Raw genomic sequence first — 24,714 nt, 5'->3', positions numbered from 1 at the left:
ATGGCAGCAAGAACAAGCGCAAACAGTTCACCACAAAGCACCCGGCCAACACGCTGGCGTGACCAGCGTAGTCCCGCTCTCTCTTTATCCGGACTGTGACCGTCGGCTCTGGAATCTCACCAGATCTGCTGACCTTGCTAGTGCGTGAGGTATGCTGCACAGGCAAGCGCTCGCGGGCTTAGCGTCTAGGACGCCATTACCGCCGGTGGGGAATTACACCCCGCCCTGAGAACGTGCGGCTCTTTGTCAGCAACGCCGAAGAAGAGCCCGCGCGCAAATTGTAGCACTACGTTCCCATGCGCAGAGCGATATGTCGGCAACGAATATCACGAATCCAGCGTGTCCAGGTATCCGAACGTTCAAATTGCGACGTTATCCCAATTTGGATTGAGATTCCCACAGGCCAGAGCAAATAAGACGGCAGCTCGTCGCCGCGTGCAAAGAAGACTGGCGATGCATGCCTGGAAAGCCCGTATTGTTTTCCGTTGAGCGTTAACGGCCGGGTAAGCACCAATTAATACTAAAATTGAGCGTGTTTCACAAGTATTGACCCGACCTGACCTTATTGAGCGCACTCTACATATCAAGAGTGCATTTCATAAATTGCACGCATCCCACAAGGATTCAACGCGCACGTTTATTGAAAGCGCGTCACACCTACTGAGCGTACCTTGTTCCTAAGCGCGCCTTGGCACTGAGCGCACCTCCTCACGTATTGATGTCCCTAACGTAATGACAGTACCTTACATATATTGAACACACCCCGCATGTACACAACCCGCATGTATTAACCGTATCTCAGATGTGATTTTTAAAAAAAGGTAGTCGATGAAAGATTATTACGCAGCGCGAGCGAATGAATACGACAGAATCTATGCCAAGCCCGAACGACAGGCCAATCTCCAAAAATTGCAGCTTTGGCTGCCAGCGCTTTTTGCTGATCGGTCAGTTCTTGAGATCGCGTGTGGTACCGGCTATTGGACTCAGTTCTACGCGCCATTAGCAAAGCGGGTCGTGGCGCTGGACGCCGCAACGGAAACGCTGCGTATTGCAGCTGGCCGCATCGCCACAAGCAATGTGCATTTAATGCAGGCAGATGCATACGATCTGCCGGCTTTCGACGGCTTGTTCGATGCGGCTTTTGCCGGATTTTGGTGGTCTCATATTCCACAGGCGAGCATCGCCCCGTTTCTCGTTGGTCTTCATCAAGCGCTTAAGCCAGGTGCCAGGATCGTCTTTCTTGATAATCGTTTTGTGGCCGGCAGTAGCACGCCCATTGCGGACCGTGACAGTGACGGTAACATCTATCAAGTGCGCAGGTTGGATGATGGTGCAACACACCGGGTGCTCAAGAATTTTCCGACGCGTGAACAATTGCTCGCCGCAGTGTCTCCGTATTCGACATCTTGCAATTATCACCAGTGGCAATATTTTTGGGCGCTAGAGTACACTCTGGATTCTCCTTGAGCAGATCAGGAAAACAGACCAAACAAAGCAAGCGAGGGCTCGCCGTCCCAATTGCAAACGTAATCAAACCGTATGATTTGACAAAGTCACAGACCCATTTAGTGTATAAATGAAGGGGTCGATCAAAAGGAGCATTTATGAAACAACTCATCGCCGTCATTCCACTCTTTGTGCTTGCTGCTTGCCAGGCGCCCATGCCCACGTCTGCATCAGGACAGGCTCAGGCAGAAGATCAATGTGGCGCCAGTAGCCGCCAAAGCCTGGTGGGTACGCAGGAAACCGCTTTGGACAAATCTACCTTGCCCAAGACCACCCGGGTTATTCATCCAGACACCGTCGTCACGATGGATTATTCAGCACATCGTTTGAATATACATGTTGGCAAGAACGGAAAGATTGACCGTGTAACCTGCGGCTAGAACAACAGGGCATGACAATTGTGTTGCCGCATTCTCGCAATGTAGCAAGGCGGCTGGTGAGCGATGGCCGCGCGGGCAAGGCCGATATAGTTTAACCGACCATTGTCCAAGCCAGCTACTCAGATTGGAAGAAATTCATGCCATTTGCCCAGCTTACAAGGTAACGACCCCCATGCGCCGAGCAACAGGTTATTTCCTTAAATAACTCTTGCGCCCGGAATCGCTATAGCAAAACTTTCCGCCCCTGGGGCCGGTGCAATATGTGCCGCTACGGCAACGACAGTTGTCATCTTTTTGGGCAGACGGGGTCATGTTGCGATTATTGGAGAACAGGTGGGCTGCGGATGCGTTGCCGCGCCCGAGCGTTGCTCTGCAATCCTTTTTTGACGCACTCACGGACCCGTCGTTGCATATGAACGTTTCGCCCTGGCAATGGGATATACCGCCTTTGGCGCCAGAGCACGGATAGTTTCGGGCTTGCGCCGGCGGTATGAGCAGAATGGAAAGCATCACAAGCGTGCATACTAGCGCAGCGTTTCGGATTGATGACATATGAAAAATCCTGCTTTGCTTGTGCATGCTTTCTATAACTGTCAGCTAATCTTTCTGCCCCGGGCTGCATGATCCTCGCGCTGGCGCTCAAGGTACCATTTGCGCGATGCCAGGTCGGTTACATTCGTGTCCAGCCACCTGCGCAGCTCCGCTTCTTCCCGCTGAAACTCGCTCTCTAAAGTCGTCAGATAATTTGTATTTTGTTGACTCAAATCGTCCATCCTGGCCTCCTGGTTGTGGTTCGCGGTCAAGCATCAGGCCGCAAGAAACCTTTGCGAACGCCTCCTTCTGTGAATATAACATTTATCTAACAAAATACATATTCGGTTACGTGATGTCGTGATTTTTCAAATATCCGCCGCAAAAAATGGCGCCCGTCAATACAAATGAAATGAGAACAAAGTTGCGCAGCCCACAGCCGATAACGGTAGCAAAAGGGACAAGGTGTGAAGATCGCAAGTGTAATTTGCCGAAGCAGAGCTACCGACTTTCGAAGAATTGGTGCTACTTCAGGTCTCGATATATTGTTGCAAGTTCAATTCGTTTAATACTTTGACGGCCTCGTTAGCCCATTCTTTGCTCAAATAAAAGCATTTCAAGCTTAATCTCAATCATCATAAAACGACCCTCGCTGCCAGAACACAGCCCATAAACCCGCATGCGTGTTTACCCGTTTCGCGAGCTTGCTGTTTCCCGCGCCCTGTACCGGCGAACCTCCTATAAAATGGTTCTTTTTGATTCTGCAGGAGTACATCGGTGTCTATTCAATGGCTGCGTCGACTTGGCCTGATTCTGTGCCTGGCCATCTTCTTGTCCGGGTGTTCAGGAGGCGGTCGCATCGGTTCGGCTCTAGGCGGCGAGTGCGCTTGGTATCGCGGCGGCTGCTCTTATGAGGGGTCTTATGACGCCGATGAGCGAGACTACGCCGAAAGAGAAGCGGCAAGGCTAAACAGAGCCCAGTCTTCGCGGTTGGGCGGCGGTTGGTTCTGGTAAGCATTTTTTCTGATAAGCCTTTTTATCAAACTTGCAATATCACACCGCGGGCATACTACCATTACCTTTTTTTCCTGGCTTGCCAGGTCGAATCGGCAATTATCGGAAGCAAGGAGTATCACAAATGAAAGTTCCTGTTCTGGGTTTCACGATCGTGTTGGCCTCGTTCTTCTCGTACGAAGCCGCCGCCCAAAATATTGCGCTCGATTCCAGGGAATATAAGGTTGGACTTGCAGTCGAGCGCCTGCCGAAAGAGCCGGCTGCGGTTGATACGGCAATAAGAAAGCGTCTGGATTCGGTTCGAAGAATCGAACCCGGGCGCTCGAAGCAGGCGCAGGTGCAGTTTCTTGATACCGACTCGTGCGCGTTGACCAAAAACGCCTTGCTTTTGCGCGCTCGGTCCATATCAGGCAAAGAGCCGCGGCTCACGTTGAAGATCCGCAATTCGGACATTCTTGCCGTTGACACAATGCCCATTGCCTTGGCCAGCCAAAAAAGCGTGAGCATTGAAGACGACTTCAATATCGGAGAGGACGGCAAGCCGGCCAGTGATTTTTCGAAGTCACTGTCGTTCGATGGTCCCATTCCCAATCGCCTGGCAAACATCAAAAGCCATATTGTTAATCTCGAACACATTGGGCCAGGCGTCTTGCAGCAAGATCTGTACAGCGGGCCGCAGATTGCCGAGACCGTCTTTGTGTCCAAGCCCGTAGCCATTACAGATCCATTGGAAGCCGAAGTCGAGCTTTCGCTTTGGTATGATCAGGCAGGTGGGGCATTGCTGGCTGCAGACCTTTCCTTTACTGTGGAAGCGCCATTTGAATATCCGCAATTGCAAGCAGCGGAAAAGTTGCTCCTTGATTTTGCCGACGCTTTGGGCGACTTCAAGGGTCATTCTGCCGAAAAAGCGAAGGCTGCCGTTCCTGCTGCCTGTCGATAAAAAATCAATGCTGCAGGGTTGTTAATAATTCCAATAATTCCCTCGCACGCAAGGCGGGCACGTTTAACAATAGCATTGCGTATCTCATTAGGAATGGGGCGCACTACCGGGCTGAAGTGAACACGCCTACCTGCGCATGCTTCCCCTTGCGACAACGGCAATAAGTTGCCTGCCACCAGGTGCGACTGCTACGCCGGCCGTGCGGGTTCGCGTTTAAACCAAATGTTAGCGTCTGTCGTCTATTCCTGCGCGAATCTATTTTGCAACACTCAATGAGCAGTACCCATTTCAATTGAAAAGCTCCCCTTATCGTGATGCGCGTCCCATCCGGCCGATCTCGTGGTGGCATCGTGCCCGTATTCCCAGAATGCCGGGTGCTCGAATCGTGCGATGGTAATACCAGGATGGGCTGAGTTTTCTTCTGCGGAAAAAACAAACCGAGCAGATAACTGAAACGTATCGCGCCGGGCGGGTGTCTGAGTACAGCCGTGATGACACTGAAACCACAATTGCGCATAAGTTTTATATTGTTGACGATTCAAATCGCGAATCTTAATACAGATCAATTTACTGTTTTCCACATAACCGTAGGATTCTGTCACTGAAATGCTTGCGTCTGTGCAACGGGGACTGTTAGAGCCATACGCGTCACATGCTCTGCAGTTTTACTGGCGATGATTCTGCACAACGATAAATCATCGCCAATATTCAGATTGATTGAATTGAGGGTTTGCTTGTGAATAAAATTTTTCGCGTCATTTGGAATGCGACGACTGGCAGTTGGGTCGTCGTCTCGGAAATCGCCAAGACGGTATCATCAAAATCACATCGCGTTGGCTCGTCACGAAAGCGGACGGCGGATGTACGTCAAATAGCTATGAACTCACCGGGCCAGTGGAATTTAACGAAAATCACTGCCGCGTGCTTTGTTGCGGGAATGACGGCAACTGCTTCTCCGGTCAATGCACAGAACGTCCTGGGTACAATTTACACTGGTGTAGCAGGTTCGATAGGCTCCTCTCAACCGTCTCCGAATGGCAATGGGGTTGCTATTGCCGCTGCCGCTGCCCAGAATCTTGTCGACGGTTGCCGGCCTGCGGAGGCCCCGGACGTCGGAAGTGTTTCGATTGGTTGTAGTGCTAAGGGAGCACCTAGTGCCATTGCGATGACCGATAGAAGGAATCCATTCGATAAACACCCGGCCAGGACCGAAAATGGTGCTGTCGCGGGAACCCCTGCTACAGCGGTTGGCGCTTATTCTAATGCTGCCGGGTCGTCCGTTGCGTTGGGTGCTCATGCGAACGCCCTGGATGGGTTGGCGGTGGCAATCGGGCCGTTTGCGCGGGTGGAGACCTCCTCTGGTATAGCAATCGGCCCAAGAAGTTGGTCAACCGGGAACACCTCTCTTGCAGTGGGCCGGCAAACCGTAGCAACCGCAGACTTTGCTCAAGCGTTGGGGAATGTTTCGGCTGCAACGGGAAAGGCCTCCCTGGCTATCGGGCATTCAACAATTGCAACCGGAAAACGTTCAATCGCAATTGGCTCAGCAGATCCCGACTCTAGCGCCAGTGACTTTGCCGGAGTTTACCGTCCCTTAACACAAACCAAAGCAACAGCGATTGGCGCGGTCGCTATCGGGCCGAGCGCGGTTGCGACGGCTGATTCAAGCCTGGCCCTTGGAGAAAGCGCTAAAGCCGAACGCGCCAATTCTGTGGCCTTGGGCAGTGGTTCGACTGCCGAAGCTGGCGCGTCCGCGATTAGAGAGGCCACGGTTGGAGGAATGACTTACACTGGCTTTTCGGGTGTCGTGACCGATGAAAACAAAGTGGTATCAGTGGGCGCAGCAGGAGCTGAACGCCAGCTCAAAAATGTAGGTGCCGGAGAGATTTCCGCCACCAGTACCGATGGGATCAATGGCAGTCAATTGCATGCAGTCATGACTGAAGTCGGTAAGGGATGGAAGCTGCAAGCCAACGGCGATACCGCCAGCAAAGTGGCGCCTGGGGATACGGTGCAGTTCCTTGATGGTAGAAACATCAAGGTCACGCGTGCAGGTAACGACATCACCGTGGGTACGGCCGACGATCTGACGGCAAACAGCCTGACAATCAACAATGGCGGCCCAGTCATTAACGGCAATGGCATCGCCATGGGCGACAAGAAAATCACGGGTGTGGCAGACGGTACGGATCCAAAAGATGCGGTTAACGTCAAGCAATTGAATGCCGTGAACGAGACCGCCAACAAAGGTTGGAACCTGCAAGCCAATGGCGATACCGCCAGCAAAGTAGCTCCAGGCGATAAAGTTCAGTTTCTCAATGGCACCAACATCAATGTGACCCGTAACGGCAATGACCTGACTATCGCCACAACCCCTGCGTTGACGGCCGATAGCCTGACAATTAACAACGGTGGCCCTGTCATTAACGCCAATGGCATCGCCATGGGCAACAAGAAAATCACGGGTGTGGCGGACGGCACCGACCCGACAGATGCGGTTAACGTCAAACAATTGAACGCGATGAATCAAGCCGTTAACAAAGGTTGGAATCTGCAAGCCAATGGCGATACCGCCAGCAAAGTGGCCGCTGGTGATACGGTGCAGTTCCTAGACGGTAAAAACATCATGATCACACGTGCCGGTAACGATATTACCGTGGGTACGGCAGACGATCTGATTGCCGATAGCTTGACCATCAGCAATGGCGGCCCTGTCATCAATGGCGAAGGCATTAACATGAATGACAAGAAGCTGACCAATGTTGCCCGAGGCACCTTGTCTGCTGACAGTAAAGATGGTGTTAACGGTAGCCAGTTGTTTGCCGTCGGTGATAGCACTGCAACAGCACTGGGTGGTGATAGCACGTTTGACCCTGCAACGGGTAAAGTTACCGCTGCGCTGAAAGTGGGTGATCAAACCTTCAACAATGTGAACGACGCCCTGGGCGATGTTGCGACGACCGCCAACAAAGGATGGAACCTGCAAGCCAATGGCGACACCGCCAGCAAAGTGGCGCCAGGCGATACGGTGCAGTTCGCTGATGGTAAAAACATCAAGATCACACGTGCCGGTAACGATATTACCGTGGGTACAGCAGACGATCTGATTGCCGATAGCTTGACCATCAACAATGGCGGCCCTGTCATCAATGGCGAAGGCATTAACATGAATGACAAGAAGCTGACCAATGTTGCCCCGGGCACTTTGTCTGCCGATAGCAAAGATGGGGTTAATGGTAGCCAGCTGTTTACTGTCGGTGACAGCACGGCCAAAGCACTGGGTGGCGATAGCACCTTTGATCCCGCAACAGGCGTGGTTACGCCATCACTTAATGTAGGGGACAAGAAATTCACAAATGTGAACGAAGCGCTGGGTGATGTTGCGACGACCGCCAACAAGGGTTGGAACCTGCAAGCCAATGGCGACACCGCCAGCAAAGTGGCGCCAGGCGATACGGTGCAGTTCCTAGACGGTAAAAACATCATGATCACACGTGCCGGTAACGATATTACCGTGGGTACGGCAGACGATCTGATTGCCGATAGCTTGACCATCAGCAATGGCGGTCCTGTCATCAATGCCGAAGGCATCAACATGAATGACAAGAAGCTGACCAATGTTGCCCCAGGCACCTTGTCTGCCGATAGCAAAGATGGTGTTAACGGTAGCCAGTTGTTTGCTGTCGGTGACAGTACAGCCAAAGCACTGGGTGGCGACAGCACCTTTGATCCCGCAACAGGCGTGGTTACGCCATCGCTTAATGTAGGCGATAAGAAATTCACAAATGTGAATGATGCGCTGGGCGATCTGAACACCACTTTGGCCTCAACCACCGCTGAAGCGTCTAAAGGCTGGAACCTGCAAGCCAATGGTGATACCGTCAGCAAAGTAGCTCCTGGTGATACGGTGCAGTTCATCAATGGTGACAACATCAATGTGATCCGTAACGGCAACGATTTGACCATTGCGACAACGCCTGCGCTGATTGCCGATAGCCTGACCATCAATAATGGCGGTCCTGTCATCACTGGCGAAGGCATCGATATGAAGGACAAGAAGCTGACCAATGTTGCCCCAGGCACCTTGTCTGCCGATAGCAAAGATGGTGTTAACGGTAGCCAATTGTTTGTCGTAGGCGATAGCACCGCCAAAGCATTGGGTGGTGATAGCACATTCGATCCTGCAACAGGTAAAGTCACCGCTGGGATAAAGGTAGGTGATCAGGTCTTTGATAACGTCAATTCTGCCCTGGGTGCCATCAACACCAATCTTGGTGTTGTAGCTCGCGGTTGGGAAATTGCGGATGCTAAGGGCGTTGTCGGTTCTGTTTCCTCGGGCTCAAAAGTGAGCTTCGTTGCTGGCAACGAGCACACCAACGTGACTGTGAAACAGGACAATGATGGATCGACTGTCACTGTGTCTGCTGCGGCCTCACCGATCCAGTACACATCGACCAACAACGCAAACGGAACAAACGTCCCGAACGACAATCCGTTTGAGAAGTCCAATTCTGTCACCCTGATTGGCGCAGATCCATCGGCACCGGTTACCGTAAATAACGTCGCGAACGCTGAGTTATCTGCCGATAGCTTGCAGGCCGTCAACGGTCAACAGCTATATGGACTGGGACAGAGTATTGCCAGCACCATCGGTGGCGATACGCGATTCAATCCCAACACTGGCACGCTCGAAACGACGTTTAACGTTGGCGGCAACACGTATAACAACGTGGGCGATGCATTGAGCAATATTGGTGACACTGCAAGTCGTGGCTGGCAGCTTCAGGTCGATGGCGATACGTCACAAAACGTGGCTGCAGGGGCGACGGTAGGCCTGAACCACGGCAATAACATCATGCTGGAGCGTAGCGGCAACCAGATTACCATTGCGACAGCGCCGAATGTCACATTCGACTCGGTCAATGCCGGCAACGTGGAAGGCGAAACGATCTCCGCGAAATCCTATCTGGGTATCGTAGATGGTCCAAGGATGACGCAGGCTGGTATTGATGCTGCCGGCAAGCCGATCACCAATGTACAGGCCGGTGAAATAGCAGAGGGTAGTACCGATGTGATCAACGGTGGCCAGATTTATAACCTGGCCGGCAAGACAGCGGCGGCGATCAACAACCTGCAAAGCAACCTGGACCGTGTCGCCAAAGACGCCAACGCCGGCAGTGCTACGGCAGGCGCCATGGCCAATCTGCCGCAAGCCTACCTGCCTGGCAAGAGCATGTTTGCCCTGGCCACTGCCCGATACTCTGGCCAACAAGGTTTTGCGGCCGGTTTGTCCAAGGTATCCGATAACGGCAACTGGATTATCAAGGGTAGTGTAAGTGGTAATACACGTGGCAAAACTATGGTAGGCGCAGGTATCGGTTACCAATGGTAAATCGGTAAAGCGAGGGGCAGCCCTGGTTCCATCCGGGGCTGCATATTGACAGATTCATGATTTTTGGACGACGATGAAATATTCAATAAACAAACGTGTAATGGCGGCAACGGCTATTGTTGCTGGTTTGCTTTTGGGTGGGTGTTCCTCACTGAGCAAGGTCGCGGCTGACGGAACCACCGAAGACCCTGTGTTTCCAGATGCCCGCAAAGTAACATTCAACGATAAACAGGGTACATTTCCGAATCGCGACTCCTTAAAAGAAGTCAAGGCCGGAATGACCAAAGACCAGCTGTACCATCTGCTGGGACGACCACATTTTCAGGAAGGTTTCTTTGGTGTACGGGAATGGGATTATCTATTCCATTTTCATACGGCTAATAACGGCACAAACGGCGTAGCGACCTGCCAGTTCAAGGTGCTGTTCGACAAGTATCATCGTGCGCAGAGCTTCTTTATGCGTTCTGTCGGCGAACCGAATGAGATATGTACGCTGGGGGACAGTCCAAAGGTTCAGCAGTTTGACTTGGCAGCAGACGGTGTATTCGCTTTCGATAAAGCCGATCTGAAAAACCTGACGGCATCGGGCAAAGCGAAATTGCAGGATCTGGCACGCAAAATTGGTCAGCTTGGTGCTGTGGATTCCATTGAAATAACAGGTTATACCGATCCTCTCGGTTCCGCCGCTTACAATCGCGCTTTGTCGGCACAGCGGGCCATGACGGTCAAGCAATACTTGGCGACGTTGGGCGTCCCGGCAAATGTGATGAGCGCAAGTGGAGCAGGTGCAACCACGGCATTTGCGCAGTGTGACAGGAGAATGGGCAAAGCGCAACTGATCGCGTGCCTGTCACCGAATCGTCGGGTCACGCTCAAGGTCAGGGGAGCACGCAAGTGACCCGCCACTAATAGCGACTTGCTCGCGCGACTGCAAGTTGCATACACTCTCATGAGTGAAAAGGCTCAATTGTGAGATTATCGCAATTGAGCCTTTTTCCTTTTCATGAGTATCGGCAACGGACCAGCGATTCAGGCTGTCGTTAATCGCCATAGGTAATACCTGGGCGGTTCCCCCGTTTGCATCTGTCATAACAGTGGCTTATAAAAAATATCGACTATGCCTGTCCACCTTGGTGCACAGAAACTTATCGTCCTGATCGCCCAATATCGATCGTAAACCCGCCCGATTTATGGTAAAGATAAGGTAAGAGGCATTTTTAACGACAACGCGAATGAACGGCCTCTCGTTTTTTCGCTTAAGGATGAATCTATGGCTACTGCAAACACAATTAAGAGTAAGGCAGAAGAACTTGCTGGAAAAGGGCAATCTGCTTTGGGCGACATGTTGGATGACCCGCAAATGCAGGCAGAAGGCAAAGTGCGGCAGGCCTCGGGCCAAGCATCATATGCGGTAAATTCACTGGTCGATTCCATTGTTGACGGGGCCCGCAGCAATCCGCTGGCCGCGCTGCTGGCTGCTGGTGCAATTGGCCTGGTACTTGGGCGTCATCTATATAAAAAGTGAGCAGGGGCTATATCCTGCGCCCTATAGCGCCCGGCCGAAATAGGCCTGAGGCCGGGGATTTGTATGGGGCGTTGCCTTAGCCCGTGACAGGGCCGGCTGGGGCCGGCATACAGGCACCCATTGGGCCGCGCCAGCTGTTTGAACAGGCGGGGCAATTGCTGCTATCTGCGATGATGGCCTCGGCCACGATGACCACGGTCTTGATGGTCGTGGTGGGAATGACGGTTTGAATACCCATCGCGATCATGCCCCCGTCCGCCCCGACCGTGATCATGAACGATACAGCCCGACAAAAGTATCAACGACAAAAAAATTGCGGTTGTGCTAAGTAATTTCATTTTTTTATACCCCCTAATACAGGTAAGTTTGCGCTTCGATCATAAGGCAAAAATGAGGGAAGGCGGCTATCCAGATCGTTAAGGGCATTTCAGGGTGTTGCTCTCTTGAAGAGGCCATTCCTTGCGTGCGTGCTTGAACGAGAGCGCCCGACACTGGCTAATGATGCAGTTGTGAACAGACTAAGCCGCGTACGCTCCACAATGTCGGAGGAACGCGGCGATTGTCGCCTATTATTCGGATCGGGATTCGTCGCCCGACACTCTAATCGGCGCCTGTGTCAAGAATCCGTATCGCCGGTGTATGCGCAGACTCCGCATGCTTAGCATCGATGTTTGACGGTTCCTCGGCTCGTGATCAGTCCGCCCAAAACCACTCGGACGAAACCAGGCTATCAGGGGTCGATCGGCTCGAAGATCTGTAGACTGGACATCAATTTTCTCAATATTCATGCGTAAAAGGCCCGTGTAGGAAGGACCCATGTGCGAAAGGATCCATTTACTTAGGGCCCGTTTGCGTGGGCTCCTGTGTCTAGATTATATTTGTTTGGCTTCTATTTGCGATCGTTCCAGTCGCTGTTGTTACGACCGCCACTATGGTTGTCGCGATTCTGCCAGTCGCGATTGGTTTTGTCGTTGCTGTTCCAATTGCCGTCGCGGCGGCTATCCATGCCAGGTCTATGAGTGCCGTCCATGCCCGGTCTATGGGTTCCGTCTGTCCGGTTGTATCCCGAGCCATCTTGCCCGGATGTCGTGCGGTCGTGATGACGGTTTCGATCGTCTGAACCATGCATGGCGCACCCGGTGATGGCGGCCAGAGAAAGAACTACTGCACCTGTTGTGATGGCTTTCATTGACTTTCCTTTTTGATGGGAGATGAATTTTCAGTTAACCACAGGAAAGGGAAGTGCAACCGTTCGCATGGGTTACGCCCAGTATCGGAATGTAACGCGGGATAGATATTTTGGCTGGAGCAATTCGGGCATACCCCTGTTGAAAATTCATCGAAATAAATGCACTATCTCGGCTAGAACAGATGTGATCACACAACAGACAATAGAGCAGGCGCGCTTTTGAGGCACCGGGGATGAAGCCCACTTGCGCAGCACTTGGCTAAAAAACCGCAGTTGAATCCAAGCGAATGAATACCGGCAATTGAACACAAGCGCTTGAATACAAAGCAATTGAGACAATAAGCATATTGAGTCCTGGAGGAGGGAATAATGGCTGCTGTAAAACGTAGGAGTTTTTTGAAATCGATCTCGGCTGTTACAGCGGCGTCGGCGTTCGGGCTGAGTTATTCAGATGTAATTCTGGCGCGGCGCGCCGATTTTCGGCTCAAGTTTGCCAATAATCTGCCGGTGTCCCACCCCATGAATATCCGGGCCAAGGACATGGTCGCAGCCATCAAGAAAGAAACGGATGGCGCTGTCGATATTCGTGTCTATCCAAGCAGCCAGCTGGGTAATGATACCGATACGCTCTCTCAGATCCGTGCCGGCGCCGTAGACTTTTTTACGCTCTCGCCCATTATCATGGGTACGCTTATTTCCAAAACGCAAATTTCCGGTATCGGTTTTGCTTTCAAGGACTACGACCAAGTCTGGAAGGCCATGGATGGCGAGCTGGGCGCTGCGGTGCGCGAGGAAATCGAAAAAAGCTCAAATCTGACCGCTTTTGACAAAATCTGGGACAATGGTTTCAGGATCATTACCACCAGTTCCAATCCGGTCAAGACGCCGGACGACCTGACCAGCGTCAAATTACGTGTGCCGCCAAGCCCATTGTGGACATCCATGTTTAAAAGCTTGGGTGCATCCCCCACGACCATCAACTTTGCCGAAACCTATTCGGCATTACAGACTCATATCGCCGATGGCCAGGAAAACCCCATTACGCTGATAGAGACAGCCAAGCTCTATGAAGTACAGAAATATGCCTCGCTGACGAATCACATGTGGGATGGATTCTGGTTCTTGGCCAATCGGGACAAACTGGAAAAGATCCCCAAAGATATTCAGGATGTCATTCGTAAACACGTAATGGACGCCAGTCTCAAAGAGCGGGACGATCTTGCCAAATTGAGTATGACCGTCAAGCAGACGTTGGAAGGCAAGGGCATGGCCTTTAATGACGTGGACACTGACGTTTTCCGCGGCAAATTGAAAGATGCCGGTTTTTACGAAGAGTGGAAGAAATCCTTCGGTGATCCGCTTTGGTCAAAACTGGAGCAATTTACCGGAGCGCTGTCTTGAATGTAAGTGTTGCCAGCCAATCGGCTGGCGTCAATACCCACATGCTCTGCAGAAGTGTTCTCGCCGTCAAGACCGCAGTCATGCGGTTGGTCGGTCTGTTGGCTGTCGTAATGCTGGTTTTCGAATCGACGTTGCTGTTTACCGGCGTGGTGTTTCGCTATTTCCTGCATCAGCCCATTATCTGGTCAGACGAACTGGCCCAGTCTGTATTCATCTGGTTGTGTATGTTCGGCGCTGCGCTGGCGCTGGACCGGCACGAGCATATGCGGCTGACTGCCGTGGTGGCACGATTTTCCAGGCAGGCTCAGAACTGGTTTGAAACGCTGGGTCTGGTGATTATTCTGTTGTTTGCCGCGTATCTGATCGGGCCCGGATTTCACCATGCCGCCGGCCAGATGGTCGTGACCTCGCCCGCGCTGGATATTCCCGATGGCTATCGGGCCCTCGCGATTCCCGTGGGCATGTGTCTGTTTACCTTTATTGCCCTGAGCCATTTGCTGGCACACTCACGTTTGCAGGACATTGTCTCTGCGGCCGCCGTTGTTGCGGTGGTGGGATATGCGCTCTGGTATTTTGCCGATTTTATGTATGACATCGGCAATCTTAACCTTATCGTCTTCTTTGTGCTGGTGCTGGGTGCGTGTGTCATGAGCGGGGTGCCTATTGCCTTTTGCTTCGGCATTGCCACGCTGGCTTATATTGTGAATATTGCAGAAGTGCCGCCGTCCATTGTCGTGACGCGCATTGACGAAGGGGCCTCGCATCTCGTGTTGCTGGCCGTGCCGCTATTCGTGGTATTGGGTGTATTGCTGCAGATCAGTGGCATGGCTCGCAAGCTGATTGATTTTATGTCGTCGGTACTGGGCCATATTCGTGGCGGGCTCAATTACGTATTGCTGGGCGCCATGTTCCTGGTGTCGGGGATTTCCGGCTCCAAGGTGGCAGACATGGCCGCGGTAGCGCCGGCCTTGTTTCCCGAAATGAAACGCAAGGGTGCCGATGAAAATGACCTGGCGGCCTTGTTGTCTGCTACAGGCGCGATGACTGAAACCATTCCGCCCAGTCTGGTGCTGATTACCATTGGCGCTGTATGCGGGGTATCAATCAGTGCACTTTTTATTGGTGGGCTGGTGCCGGCGCTGGTGTGTACGCTGGCCATTGCCTTTGTCTGCTATCTGAAATCCCGCAGAAACGCGCAGGATACGCGTGACCGCGCCAAGGCCGCCGAGATTGGCCGCACTTTTGTGTGGGCGTTGCCGGTGCTGGTGCTGCCGATTATCATTCGGGTATGCGTGGTCGAAGGCGTGGCCACGGCGACCGAGGTTGCATCCATTGGTATTGTGTATGTGATTATTTATGCAATCATTGTGCAACTGGCTACCGGCGGCGTGGAAAAATCACGCATCTATCCCATGCTGATAGAGGCCACCTCGCTCTCGGGTGCCATTCTGTTGATTATTGGCGTTGCCACGGCCATGGCCTGGGCCTTGACGCAATCGGGCTTTTCGACAACGCTCGTTGAGTTCATGACGCATATTCCGGGCGGCGTATTTGGCTTCATGACGGTCAGTATTGTACTTTTCGTTTTGCTGGGCAGCATCCTGGAAGGTATCCCCGCCATCGTGCTGTTCGGGCCATTGATTTTCCCGGCGGCCCAAGCCATGCACATTCACGAGGTGCATTACGCCATTGTGATCATTCTTGCTATGGGTATCGGGCTATTCGCGCCGCCATTGGGCGTGGGTTTTTATTCGGCCAGCGCGATCAGCAAGGTTAATCCGGACAAGGTCATTCCAAAGATGTGGCTGTATCTGGCTGTCCTGCTGGCAACGACATTTGTCATTGCGTTCGTACCCTGGTTTTCCATCGGGTTCCTTTGATAAATTTGCTCTGATTCCTGATTCCTGATTCCTGATTCCATATAGGCGGTGCTGTATGAGTGAAGGTTCTGCAAACAAGGCGCGCGTTGCTGTGATCACCGGCGGCGGTAATGGTATTGGCCGGGCAATTGTCGAGGCTTTTGCATATGCCGGCTACCTGACCATAATCGCCGACATCAACCAGGCAGACGCGCTGGCGCTGGAGGCGGCGCTCAACGCGCGATCACTGCAGGCCCGCTATCTCGGGCTGGACGTAGCTGACGCAGATAGCATTGCACAGTTTTTTGCAACTGTAGAGCGCGATTATGGTCGCTGCGATGTGTTGGTCAACAATGCAGGCATTGCCAAATCCGTGGCCTACCTTGATTACCCCAAGGATCAGTGGGAAAAAGTGATGCAGATAAACATAACAGGTCCCTTCCTGATGTCGCAATGTGCAGGGCGACTGATGCAAAGAAGGCAGTCGGGGCGCATCGTCAATATTGCCTCCGTGAGCGGTGAGCGTGCAAGCTGGGGCAGGGCCGCTTATGGTACATCGAAGGCGGCAATTTTCGGGTTAACACGGCAGATGGCATTGGAGCTGGCTGAATTTGGCATCACGGCCAACGGGGTTGCGCCGGGACCGGTCGATACGCCGCTTACCCAACAGTTGCATACCCAGGTCACCAGGGATAAGTTCCTTGACGCGATACCGATGCGGCGTTATGGCACGCCGCAGGAAATTGCCCAGGTTTGCCTGTTTTTGGCGTCGGAGGCTGCATCTTATGTGAACGGTCATGTGATACCGGTAGACGGCGGTTTTCTGGCCGCCGGCATTACCGACCATTGACGGTTTATGCCAATTGGCATGATTTGAATTAAAGGGAGGCGATTGCAATGCGTGTGTCAATGACGGGGTGGGCCCATTCGAAATTCGGAAAAATGGATGGCATTGATCCGGAGCAGATGATCGGCGAGGTGGCGCTGCAGGCGATTGCCCATGCCGGTCTGGAGCATGACGATATTGATTCGCTGCACGTTGGCCATTACAACGGTGGATTTCTGTATCAGGATTTTCCGTCCTCACTTTTGTTCAACGCGATTCCGGCATTGCGATTCATTCCGGCTGTACGACTGGAAAATGCCTGCGCCACCGGTTCGGCGGCGCTGCATTCGGCCCTTAACGCGGTTGCCAGCGGACGCAGTCGTTATGCACTGGTGCTAGGCTTTGAGAAAATGTCGGAACTGACTACGCCGCAAATCGGCGACGTTCTGCTCAAATGTTCTTATGCCAGGGAAGAGGCAGGGGTCGCCGGTGGCTTTGCCGGCCTGTTTGGCAATGTCATTGCCAAAACCTATTTCGATCGCCATGGCGACCAGTCTGACGCGTTGGCCATGATCGCAGCCAAGAACCACCGTAACGGCCTGTCCAATCCGTATGCGCATATGCAAAAGGATTTTGACTTCGCGTTCTGCCGCAATGAGTCGGGAAAAAATCCCTTCGTAGCCGGCCCGCTTAAGCGAACCGATTGTTCACTGGTCTCCGACGGGGCGGCGGCCATTATCATCTGCCGGGATAATGATGTTCGCAATAGCGACAACCACGTGCGTTTTCTGGCAACGTCGCAGGTCAATGACTATTTGCCCATGAGCCGTCGCGATCCTATTGCTTTCGAAGGCGCAGCGCGTGCCTGGCAACAGGCGCTGGCCGATAGCAATCTGACGGTGAATGAGTTGTCGTTTGTTGAAACCCATGACTGCTTTACCATCGCCGAATTGATCGAGTACGAGGCCATGGGGCTGGCCCGACCGGGGCAGGGCGCACGTGTCATTCTGGACGGCATCAGCGCCCGTGACGGGCGCTTGCCTGTGAACCCGTCGGGCGGTCTCAAGTCAAAAGGCCATCCGATTGGCGCGACTGGCGTATCCATGCACGTGATGGCCGCCATGCAGCTTAGCGGGCAGGCGGCAAACATGCAGTTGCCGGTGGCGGATCGGGCAGGTGTCTTTAATATGGGCGGCTCGGCAGTCGCCAATTATGTCAGTATTCTGGAGCGCGTCTGACGCGCGCGTGATATACCTGCGATACCGCGATAAGCGCCGGTATCGGATCAATCGGAAATCGTGCCATGCTCAAGCCGGTAAAAAATATTGGTAACTTTCTGACGGATGTCAGTTTACGTTTTGCGGACTCGCCCGGCCTTATTCATGGTGACCGTAGTTATAGCTGGGGTCAGCTCAATGCCCGGGTCGATTCGCTGGCCCATGCCCTAAGGCAGCTTGGTATAAAGAAGGGCGACCGTATTCTGATTCATTCATCCAATAACGTGCAGTTGTTCGAAAGCTGCTGGGCAACCTTCAAACTGGGTGCGATCTGGGTTCCCACCAACGTGCGGATTACGGAGGCGGAGATTGCCTATCTTGCCTCTGCAAGTCGGGCATCAATTGTTATTTATGACGATGGCTACGCCGACCACGCCAGCAGTTGCTGCCACGCCGCAGACTCCGTCAGGCATGTAGTCGCCATTGGAGCGCCGCAACAAAACGAGCACAGCTACGAGGCATTGCTGGCGCAGCACCGTAGCGACGGGTGTTTTGAGGCGGTGCAGGTGGATTATGAAGATCCCTTGTGGTTTTTCTTCACTTCCGGCACCACCGGGCTCCCCAAAGCCGGTGTGCTCTCGCATGGGCAGATGGCGTTTGTGATTACAAATCACCTGGCTGATCTGCTGCCCGGTATTGACCAGCATTCGCGCTCGCTGGTCGTGGCGCCACTGTCGCATGGTGCAGGAATTCATGCCATTGCCAATACCGCCCGGGGTGCGGCCAGCATATTGCCGGTTTCGGCACGGCTCGATTGCGCAGAAGCATGGCAGCTGGTAGAGCAATATCGCGTTGACAACATGTTTACGGTGCCCACGATTGTCAAACGGCTGACCGAAGACCCAGCGGTCGACCAGTTTGACCATTCATCATTGAAATACGTGATTTATGCCGGTGCACCCATGTATCGCCAAGACCAGAAACACGCCTTGAGCAAACTGGGCAAGGTGCTGGTGCAATATTACGGGCTGGGCGAAGTGACAGGCAATATCACGGTACTGCCTGCGCATATGCACCAGCCGGACGATACCGCCGCTGATGCCAGGATCGGCACCTGCGGCTATGCTAGAACCGGCATGGAAATCGCTATTCTGAATGAACAAGGCCGCCGCTGTGATGCCGGCATGACAGGCGAAATTTGTGTGCGTGGCCCGGCTGTATGCATGGGATATGACAACAACGCTGCAGCCAATGAAAAGGCATTTCGGTTTGGATGGTTCCATACTGGTGATCTGGGCTATCTGGATGAACGAGGCTTTTTGTACATTACCGGGAGTCAGTCCGATATGTATATTTCCGGTGGCTCGAATGTGTATCCGAGAGAAATTGAAGAGGCTTTGCTGACCCACAACGCGGTCTCCGAAGTGGCCGTGTTTGGCGTACCGGATGAAAAATGGGGCGAGTCCGGTGCCGCAGTGGTAGTCTGCAAAAGCGGCTGCAGAACAGACGCTTTAGCGCTGAACCGGCATCTGAATGGAAAAGTGGCGCGGTACAAGTATCCGGCCAGATATTACTTCTGGGATTCCATGCCCAAATCCGGCTACGGGAAGATCGTAAAAAAAGACTTGCGACGCATGGTGCAGGACGATGCAACGGCTTAGTTCAAGAGTGCTGTCTTTGGCCGGGTCGGGCCAAAGCAATTGGGTGCTTGATTTGTCTGAAGGCGCATCTATCGGCGATTGCGTGTTAAACGCATTCGTCCGGCACGACATTCAAAGCGCGCATCTGGATTTGATGGGCGGGCATCTTCTTTCTGCCATTTTTTTCACCGGATATCCTGATCCATCGGGAAAACGCATCGCGCAATATGGCGCGCCCAACCACACCGGCAGTGCAACACTTATCTCGGCCATGGGCATATATGGAAAGGACAGGCAAGACAAGCCGCTGTTGCATTGCCATGGCTGTCTTGTGACCGACCATGGCCTGACGCAGGGCGGACATCTGGACACGCAACAATGCATTGTGGGGCATACCGGGATACGTATTTACATAACGGCGACGAGCGAGGTTCAATATGTCGCCAGGCTGGATGCCACCTCTGGCATGTATGTATTTCATCCGCAATTGGCGGGAAATATGGAGCGTGCCGCAGACTGTGTTGCAGTGCCCGCTGCGCACGAGCATGAACGTGTACCACCTGAACGGTAAAGGAACAAGACGTATGCAATCGGCTATCAGGCAATGTCGTGCGGGGCGTGTGGTCAATGCCAGGTTTTTCTGCAATGACGATCTTGTCACCGGCATGGAAGACCTCTGCCGCGAGCACCAGATCGTCCAGGGCGTTATTAAAGGTGGGCTTGGCAGTCTGTTCAAGTCCGGTCTGGAAGTCATGACCGATGAAGGCGTGCCGCGCACGATTAATGTGCAAGGATTCGCGGTGGAGATTCTGAGCATGCACGGACATGTGCGTTGTGATCGCGATGGAAATACCGAAGTGGAACTCTACGGGATTGTGGCCAATAATGCGGGCGAAGTGTTTGCCGGCAGGTTCGTCAAAGGCAGTTCCCCCGTGTGTATCACGATCGAAGTCATGGTCCAGGAATGGCTGGATTAAGCCGGGTCGCTTGACGAGGCGGGATATGCCTGGGACCGGCCCATGGCGTCGTATGACGGCGACGCCCCGGGCTTTGATGTCATCGGCCCCAACAAGCGATATTATGCGCGCTTACATTGTGACACCCAACGGCCATGGCGCAAATTCGTTCTGTCCATAGCCGTGCAATTCACTCTTGGTTTTTTTGCCGGATGCCGCATCCAGCATCATGCGATAGATTTTTTCGCCCAGGGTATCGATGGTTTCCTCGCCGCTGATGATCGTGCCACAGTTGATATCGATATCTTCCTCCTGGCGTTGCCACAAGGCGTTGTTGGTGCTCAGCTTGAGCGAAGGCGAGGGGGTACAGCCGTAAGCCGAGCCGCGGCCGGTTGTGAAACAAATCAGATTGGCGCCCGAGGCGACCTGTCCGGTTGCTGATACGGGGTCAAATCCGGGCGAGTCCATAAACACCATGCCTTTTGCCGTCACGGGCTGTGCGTACTCGTAAACGTCATTCAAGTTGGTGGTGCCGGCCTTGGCCACCGCACCCAGCGACTTTTCCAGGATAGTCGTTAGCCCGCCAGCCTTGTTGCCGGCAGACGGATTGTTATTCATTTCAGCAAAATTGCGTTCGCAATAATCTTCCCACCATTTGATGCGGGCTACCAACTTTTCTCCGACTTCGCGGCTGACGGCGCGCTGAGTCAGCAGATGTTCTGCACCATAAATCTCGGGTGTTTCCGACAGGATGGCGGTGCCGCCGGCGCGCACCAGACGATCAACCGCCGCACCCAGCGCCGGGTTTGCGGTAATGCCCGAATAGCCGTCGGAGCCGCCGCATTGCAGGCCCACGGTAAGATGCGAGGCGGAAACCGGCTCGCGTTGAACGTCGTTGGCGGCAGGCAGCATGGACTTGACTACGGCGATGCCCTTGGCGACGGTTTTCGCGGTGCCGCCGGTATCCTGAATGGTAAAGGTTTGCAGGTTGACACTCTCTTTCATGTTTCCGGATGCAAGAATCGCCGAGATTTGATTGGACTCACAGCCCAGGCCAACCATCAGCACCGAATGAAAGTTAGGGTGTTTTGCATAGCCGACCAGGGTGCGCCTGAGGGTTTCCACAAACAGGCCCTCAGCAGCGTGTCCACAGCCAGTGGCATGGGGCAGGGCGACCACGCCATCAACGTTGGGAAAGTCTGCCAGCGCTGCGGGGTTGATGTCGCGGCGGAAATAATCAGCGATTGCCTTGGCAGCGGTCGCCGAACAGTTCACAGAGGTCAGAATGCCGATGAAGTTGCGCGTTGCAACCCGACCGTCTGGCCGCACATATCCCATGAACTGGTCGGCATTTTCGTTGACTGACACTTCCTTGGTATTAGAACCGAAGTCGTAATCACGCTCGAACTGCATCATGCTCATGTTGTGTGTATGGATATGCTGGCCGCAGCGGATGTCGCGCGTGGCCTTGCCAATGATTTGGTTATAGCGACGCACTGGACTGTCTTTTGCGATGTCCTCGGTGGCTATTTTGTGTCCGGCGGGAACCAGCCCAAGGATGTCGATTCCATCCTCTGTATTGCCCTGCATCAGCTGTTCAGTTGCAATAATGACATTATCATTGGCGTGCAGTCGTATCGTCTTCTTCATTGGATCCCCCTGGATTTCATTTTAAGCAATAATTGGTCGTGTGTTAGCCGATGATGGTCATCAGGCGCTGGTGGGCGCGGGTCAAATGGCGTTGCATGGCGGCCTGCGCCTGCAACGGGTCGCGCTCTTCGATCGCCTGGCAGATTTGCTCATGCTCCTGCATGGCCGCCAGCCAGGCCTGCTGGTCGTCAAAATGCCGGTGCATGGTGCGTGCGATCGGCCGGTAGCGCTGATCGAACAGGCTGGTAATGGTTTGTATGACTAGTTGATTGTCCGAGCTTTGCGCCAGTGTCGTATGAAAAAGCCGGTCTGCATCGGCCATGCGGGCATTGGTCGACAAATCGCTTTGCGCCATTGCCGTCTGCATGTCGGTCAGGCTCTTTCGCAATGTTTTACGCAGATCGGCCGACATGAACCGGGCCGCTTCGGCAGCCACGGCAGATTCCAGAAAATAGCGCATTTGGTTGACTTCTTTCGGGCTGTCTTCGGCAATGCTGTGCAGCATCAGGGCCGCGTGGGCATCAGGAGTGCTGTCCGGATCGGCTAACGATATATCTTGCGTCAGAGCCAGACGGGTATTGACAGGCGGGTCTGTTACCGGCTGATCCGCTTGCGGCGAATCCATACCATGTGCATTGCTGGCGCCGGTATTGGCTGGCTCTTCTGCGTTGGCATTGTCCACCCGTCCTGAGCCGATTTCGCCCGTCTGTCCCGCACGAGCATTGTCTACCCGTCCTGCGCTGGTATTGTCCCGCTGTCCCGCTGACGCTGTATGAACGGCGTTATTTTTAACGTAGATGCCCGAGCCGATGCGAATTTCAACCTCGTCCTGTAGTTCCAGAACGATCAGTGCTTCGCGCAGCGTTGGGCGCGATACCCCCAACTGTTGTGCAAGTTCTCTTTCCGACGGCAGGCGAGCGCCGGGGTCCAGTTGCAAATCGGCGATAACCGTACGCAATTGCGCAGCAGTCTGCAGATAGGCTCTTGCCGCTATTTTGCGCGACGGGGAAGACATGTCGGTAGTCATATTTTCAATTGAAATCCAATTAAACCCAATATAGGGGATTCAACTTAAGTGGTCAAACCAATTGTGGCGTAGATAGACATTTCATAGGGTTTTCTATAAGTGGTTTTACCAATTAGTGCGTGTAGGATGTCTTACTTCACTAAGGTCAAAAGCGGATCAGACATGACTTATGAATTCGATTTCAGCTCTGTCTTTGCGTACTGGCAGTTTTTCCTTGAAGGGGCACGCACGACAGTTGTCATGTCGTTCTGGTCCACGTTGGCCGGGTTTATTCTGGGGGTCATGTGTGCGATCGCCCGCAGTTCGTCGATTTCGTGGCTTAGCAAAACGGTCGGCGCCTATGTCGAAATTATTCGCAATACGCCACTGATCATCCAAAGCTATTTTCTGATTTTCGGTATGTCTAGCGTGGGGCTGACCATGCCGATTCTGGTCGGCGCCATTCTTGCGCTTGTCATCAATATTACCGCCTACACCTGTGAGATTGTGCGGGCCGGTATTGAATCGGTGCCGCGCAGCCAGCGCGAAGCCGGCGAGTGCCTGGGGTTATCGCCTTTGCAGGTGTACTGGCATATTATCCTGGTGCCGGCCCTCGAACGGGTGTATCCGGCCCTTACCAGCCAATTTATTTTGCTCATGCTGGTGACCAGTGTGCTGTCAGCGGTAGGGACCGAAGATTTGTTCGGTGTGTCGGGTCAGGTGCAATCCATGACATTCCGCAATTTCGAAGTGTTTATCGTTCTCTGGGGGATCTATCTGGCCATGTCGCTGATGGTCCGGGCTATTTTCTGGATGTTGGCCAAGTTGCTTTTTGTACGCAGGCGTCGCCTGGGCACGTTGCTTTGAATCGGAGCGCCGAACGATGAATCATGAACAGTTGGTTTTTCTGTTGCAGGGGGCTTGGGGCACCTTTGTACTGTCCGTCCTGACATTTCTGTTTGCCAGTGCAGTGGGGCTGGTGATCGCACTGATGCGCGTGTCTGGCAATCCCATTGTCCGCGGCGCGGCCTTTACCTACATTCAAGCGATTCAGGGGACGCCGCTACTGGTGCTGATGGGCGTCTGTTTTTACGGCCCCACCATCCTGGGCTTTACGTCGGTACCGGCGCTGACGGCTGCCGTGCTCGCCTTGAGCATTCAGTCATCGGCATTTCTGGGTGAAATCTGGCGCGGCTGCATCGAGTCGGTGCCGAAAAACCAGTGGGAAGCTGCAGAGTGCCTCGGCCTGAGCCGCCTTCAGCGTATGTTCCAGGTGATTTTGCCGCAGGCACTGCGTATTGCCGTGCCGCCCACCGTAGGATTCTTGGTGCAGATCGTGAAAAACACCTCGATCGCTTCTTTGGTTATCGGTTTTGCCGAACTGTCCTATAACGCGAAAATCCTCAATAACGCGACGTTCCAGCCATTTCTTTACTTCGGGCTTGCCGCGGTCTTGTATTTTATTATTTGTTATCCGTTGTCGCGCCTGAGCCTGAAGCTGGAGCGTAAGCTGAACGTGTCTCGCGGCTGAACGGCAAAATCACAATAAGGAGCCAGTTATGAACTCAGTGCCTTCGCAGCCGCCGCCACCGATCCGTAGCGGCAGTAACGTCGCCGCTACGTTTGGCGTTCAGTCAGATCCTGCCGGGGTTGTTGATCCGGGCGCTGCTATTTCAAATGAC

22 protein-coding genes, 1 pseudogene and 1 riboswitch are annotated in these 24,714 nt (G+C 53.4%); of the genes and pseudogenes, 18 read left to right on the top strand and 5 right to left on the bottom strand.

Translation table 11 applies throughout. The features are described from left to right. Nucleotides 1-71: 71 nt before the first annotated feature. Nucleotides 72-237: riboswitch (FMN riboswitch) on the bottom strand. A 591-nt stretch (nucleotides 238-828) separates the two neighbouring features. Together CAP48_RS12375 and CAP48_RS12370 are read left to right on the top strand one after the other, a co-directional pair. Next, a complete protein-coding gene (locus CAP48_RS12375) occupies nucleotides 829-1,467 on the top strand; it encodes a class I SAM-dependent methyltransferase (RefSeq protein ID WP_100697140.1) in 639 nt (212 codons plus the stop codon). 137 nt (nucleotides 1,468-1,604) lie between these two features. After that, complete coding sequence (locus CAP48_RS12370) at nucleotides 1,605-1,886, top strand: I78 family peptidase inhibitor (protein ID WP_100697138.1); 282 nt, start codon at nucleotides 1,605-1,607, stop codon at nucleotides 1,884-1,886. A gap of 593 nt (nucleotides 1,887-2,479) precedes the next feature. Here CAP48_RS12370 and CAP48_RS12360 read toward each other — a convergent pair. Further along, nucleotides 2,480-2,659 carry a hypothetical protein gene (locus tag CAP48_RS12360; protein ID WP_100697136.1) on the bottom strand — a complete coding sequence of 60 codons (180 nt, stop codon included), beginning with the start codon at nucleotides 2,657-2,659 and terminating at the stop codon, nucleotides 2,480-2,482. 535 nt (nucleotides 2,660-3,194) lie between these two features. Between CAP48_RS12360 and CAP48_RS12355 the strand changes: the two genes are divergently transcribed. Both CAP48_RS12355 and CAP48_RS12350 read left to right on the top strand, forming a co-directional pair. Further along, nucleotides 3,195-3,431 (top strand): hypothetical protein, encoded by a 237-nt coding sequence (locus tag CAP48_RS12355; RefSeq protein WP_100697134.1) that lies wholly within the window; start codon nucleotides 3,195-3,197, stop codon nucleotides 3,429-3,431. Between the two features lie 124 nt (nucleotides 3,432-3,555). Then, the gene (locus tag CAP48_RS12350; RefSeq protein ID WP_100697132.1) at nucleotides 3,556-4,371 is read left to right on the top strand and encodes a hypothetical protein; all 816 of its coding nucleotides are present in this window, start codon (nucleotides 3,556-3,558) and stop codon (nucleotides 4,369-4,371) included. A 269-nt stretch (nucleotides 4,372-4,640) separates the two neighbouring features. On the opposite strand, the gene CAP48_RS20075 is transcribed toward CAP48_RS12350, so the two are convergent. Further along, the gene (locus CAP48_RS20075; protein WP_153045693.1) at nucleotides 4,641-4,973 is read right to left on the bottom strand and encodes a hypothetical protein; all 333 of its coding nucleotides are present in this window, start codon (nucleotides 4,971-4,973) and stop codon (nucleotides 4,641-4,643) included. Nucleotides 4,974-5,107: 134 nt separating this feature from the next. Here CAP48_RS20075 and CAP48_RS20645 point away from each other — a divergent pair. The 5 genes and pseudogenes from CAP48_RS20645 to CAP48_RS20225 all read left to right on the top strand — a co-directional run. Then, a pseudogene (locus CAP48_RS20645) lies at nucleotides 5,108-5,206 on the top strand (ESPR domain-containing protein); the annotation flags it as partial. Between the two features lie 42 nt (nucleotides 5,207-5,248). Further along, nucleotides 5,249-9,763 carry a YadA-like family protein gene (locus tag CAP48_RS12345; protein ID WP_153045692.1) on the top strand — a complete coding sequence of 1,505 codons (4,515 nt, stop codon included), beginning with the start codon at nucleotides 5,249-5,251 and terminating at the stop codon, nucleotides 9,761-9,763. A gap of 73 nt (nucleotides 9,764-9,836) precedes the next feature. Further along, nucleotides 9,837-10,661 carry an outer membrane protein assembly factor BamE gene (gene bamE / locus CAP48_RS12340; protein ID WP_192871331.1) on the top strand — a complete coding sequence of 275 codons (825 nt, stop codon included), beginning with the start codon at nucleotides 9,837-9,839 and terminating at the stop codon, nucleotides 10,659-10,661. 372 nt (nucleotides 10,662-11,033) lie between these two features. Next, a complete protein-coding gene (locus CAP48_RS12335) occupies nucleotides 11,034-11,288 on the top strand; it encodes a CsbD family protein (RefSeq protein ID WP_100697128.1) in 255 nt (84 codons plus the stop codon). Nucleotides 11,289-11,371: 83 nt separating this feature from the next. Then, entirely contained in the window at nucleotides 11,372-11,518 is a 147-nt protein-coding gene (locus CAP48_RS20225; protein WP_161495248.1) for a hypothetical protein, read from the top strand. 659 nt (nucleotides 11,519-12,177) lie between these two features. Here CAP48_RS20225 and CAP48_RS12325 read toward each other — a convergent pair. Further along, nucleotides 12,178-12,477: a hypothetical protein gene (locus CAP48_RS12325; protein WP_100697124.1), complete on the bottom strand. Its 300-nt coding sequence runs from the start codon at nucleotides 12,475-12,477 to the stop codon at nucleotides 12,178-12,180. A 369-nt stretch (nucleotides 12,478-12,846) separates the two neighbouring features. On the opposite strand from CAP48_RS12325, the gene CAP48_RS12320 reads away from it, so the two are divergent. The 7 genes from CAP48_RS12320 to CAP48_RS12290 all read left to right on the top strand — a co-directional run bounded on the left by CAP48_RS12320 (nucleotide 12,847) and on the right by CAP48_RS12290 (nucleotide 20,397). Beyond that, a complete protein-coding gene (locus CAP48_RS12320; protein ID WP_100697122.1) occupies nucleotides 12,847-13,878 on the top strand; it encodes a TRAP transporter substrate-binding protein in 1,032 nt (343 codons plus the stop codon). Between the two features lie 41 nt (nucleotides 13,879-13,919). Continuing rightward, nucleotides 13,920-15,758 (top strand): TRAP transporter large permease subunit, encoded by a 1,839-nt coding sequence (locus CAP48_RS12315; protein WP_100697198.1) that lies wholly within the window; start codon nucleotides 13,920-13,922, stop codon nucleotides 15,756-15,758. 55 nt (nucleotides 15,759-15,813) lie between these two features. Then, nucleotides 15,814-16,587 (top strand): SDR family NAD(P)-dependent oxidoreductase, encoded by a 774-nt coding sequence (locus CAP48_RS12310; RefSeq protein ID WP_100697120.1) that lies wholly within the window; start codon nucleotides 15,814-15,816, stop codon nucleotides 16,585-16,587. 47 nt (nucleotides 16,588-16,634) lie between these two features. After that, nucleotides 16,635-17,801 (top strand): acetyl-CoA acetyltransferase, encoded by a 1,167-nt coding sequence (locus CAP48_RS12305; RefSeq protein WP_100697118.1) that lies wholly within the window; start codon nucleotides 16,635-16,637, stop codon nucleotides 17,799-17,801. Between the two features lie 65 nt (nucleotides 17,802-17,866). Further along, nucleotides 17,867-19,441: an acyl-CoA synthetase gene (locus CAP48_RS12300; protein ID WP_192871330.1), complete on the top strand. Its 1,575-nt coding sequence runs from the start codon at nucleotides 17,867-17,869 to the stop codon at nucleotides 19,439-19,441. After that, nucleotides 19,428-19,991 carry a PCC domain-containing protein gene (locus CAP48_RS12295; RefSeq protein WP_100697114.1) on the top strand — a complete coding sequence of 188 codons (564 nt, stop codon included), beginning with the start codon at nucleotides 19,428-19,430 and terminating at the stop codon, nucleotides 19,989-19,991. The genes CAP48_RS12300 and CAP48_RS12295 overlap by 14 nt, the downstream gene beginning before the upstream one ends. Before the next feature lie 13 nt (nucleotides 19,992-20,004). After that, nucleotides 20,005-20,397 carry a PPC domain-containing DNA-binding protein gene (locus tag CAP48_RS12290; RefSeq protein WP_161495247.1) on the top strand — a complete coding sequence of 131 codons (393 nt, stop codon included), beginning with the start codon at nucleotides 20,005-20,007 and terminating at the stop codon, nucleotides 20,395-20,397. Between the two features lie 111 nt (nucleotides 20,398-20,508). On the opposite strand, the gene CAP48_RS12285 is transcribed toward CAP48_RS12290, so the two are convergent. Together CAP48_RS12285 and CAP48_RS20640 are read right to left on the bottom strand one after the other, a co-directional pair. Beyond that, nucleotides 20,509-22,026, bottom strand: coding sequence for a UxaA family hydrolase (locus tag CAP48_RS12285; protein ID WP_100697110.1), 1,518 nt, complete (start codon nucleotides 22,024-22,026; stop codon nucleotides 20,509-20,511). Nucleotides 22,027-22,069: 43 nt separating this feature from the next. After that, nucleotides 22,070-23,053 carry a FadR/GntR family transcriptional regulator gene (locus CAP48_RS20640; protein WP_100697108.1) on the bottom strand — a complete coding sequence of 328 codons (984 nt, stop codon included), beginning with the start codon at nucleotides 23,051-23,053 and terminating at the stop codon, nucleotides 22,070-22,072. A gap of 162 nt (nucleotides 23,054-23,215) precedes the next feature. Between CAP48_RS20640 and CAP48_RS12275 the strand changes: the two genes are divergently transcribed. Beyond that, nucleotides 23,216-23,899, top strand: coding sequence for an amino acid ABC transporter permease (locus CAP48_RS12275; protein ID WP_100697106.1), 684 nt, complete (start codon nucleotides 23,216-23,218; stop codon nucleotides 23,897-23,899). 16 nt (nucleotides 23,900-23,915) lie between these two features. Continuing rightward, nucleotides 23,916-24,563 carry an amino acid ABC transporter permease gene (locus tag CAP48_RS12270; RefSeq protein ID WP_100697104.1) on the top strand — a complete coding sequence of 216 codons (648 nt, stop codon included), beginning with the start codon at nucleotides 23,916-23,918 and terminating at the stop codon, nucleotides 24,561-24,563. Nucleotides 24,564-24,714 lie beyond the last annotated feature (151 nt).

It is taken from the genome of Advenella sp. S44, assembly GCF_002810445.1.
Taxonomy (GTDB): Bacteria; Pseudomonadota; Gammaproteobacteria; order Burkholderiales; family Burkholderiaceae_B; genus Advenella.
This window is presented reverse-complemented; position numbering and strand designations above follow the sequence as displayed.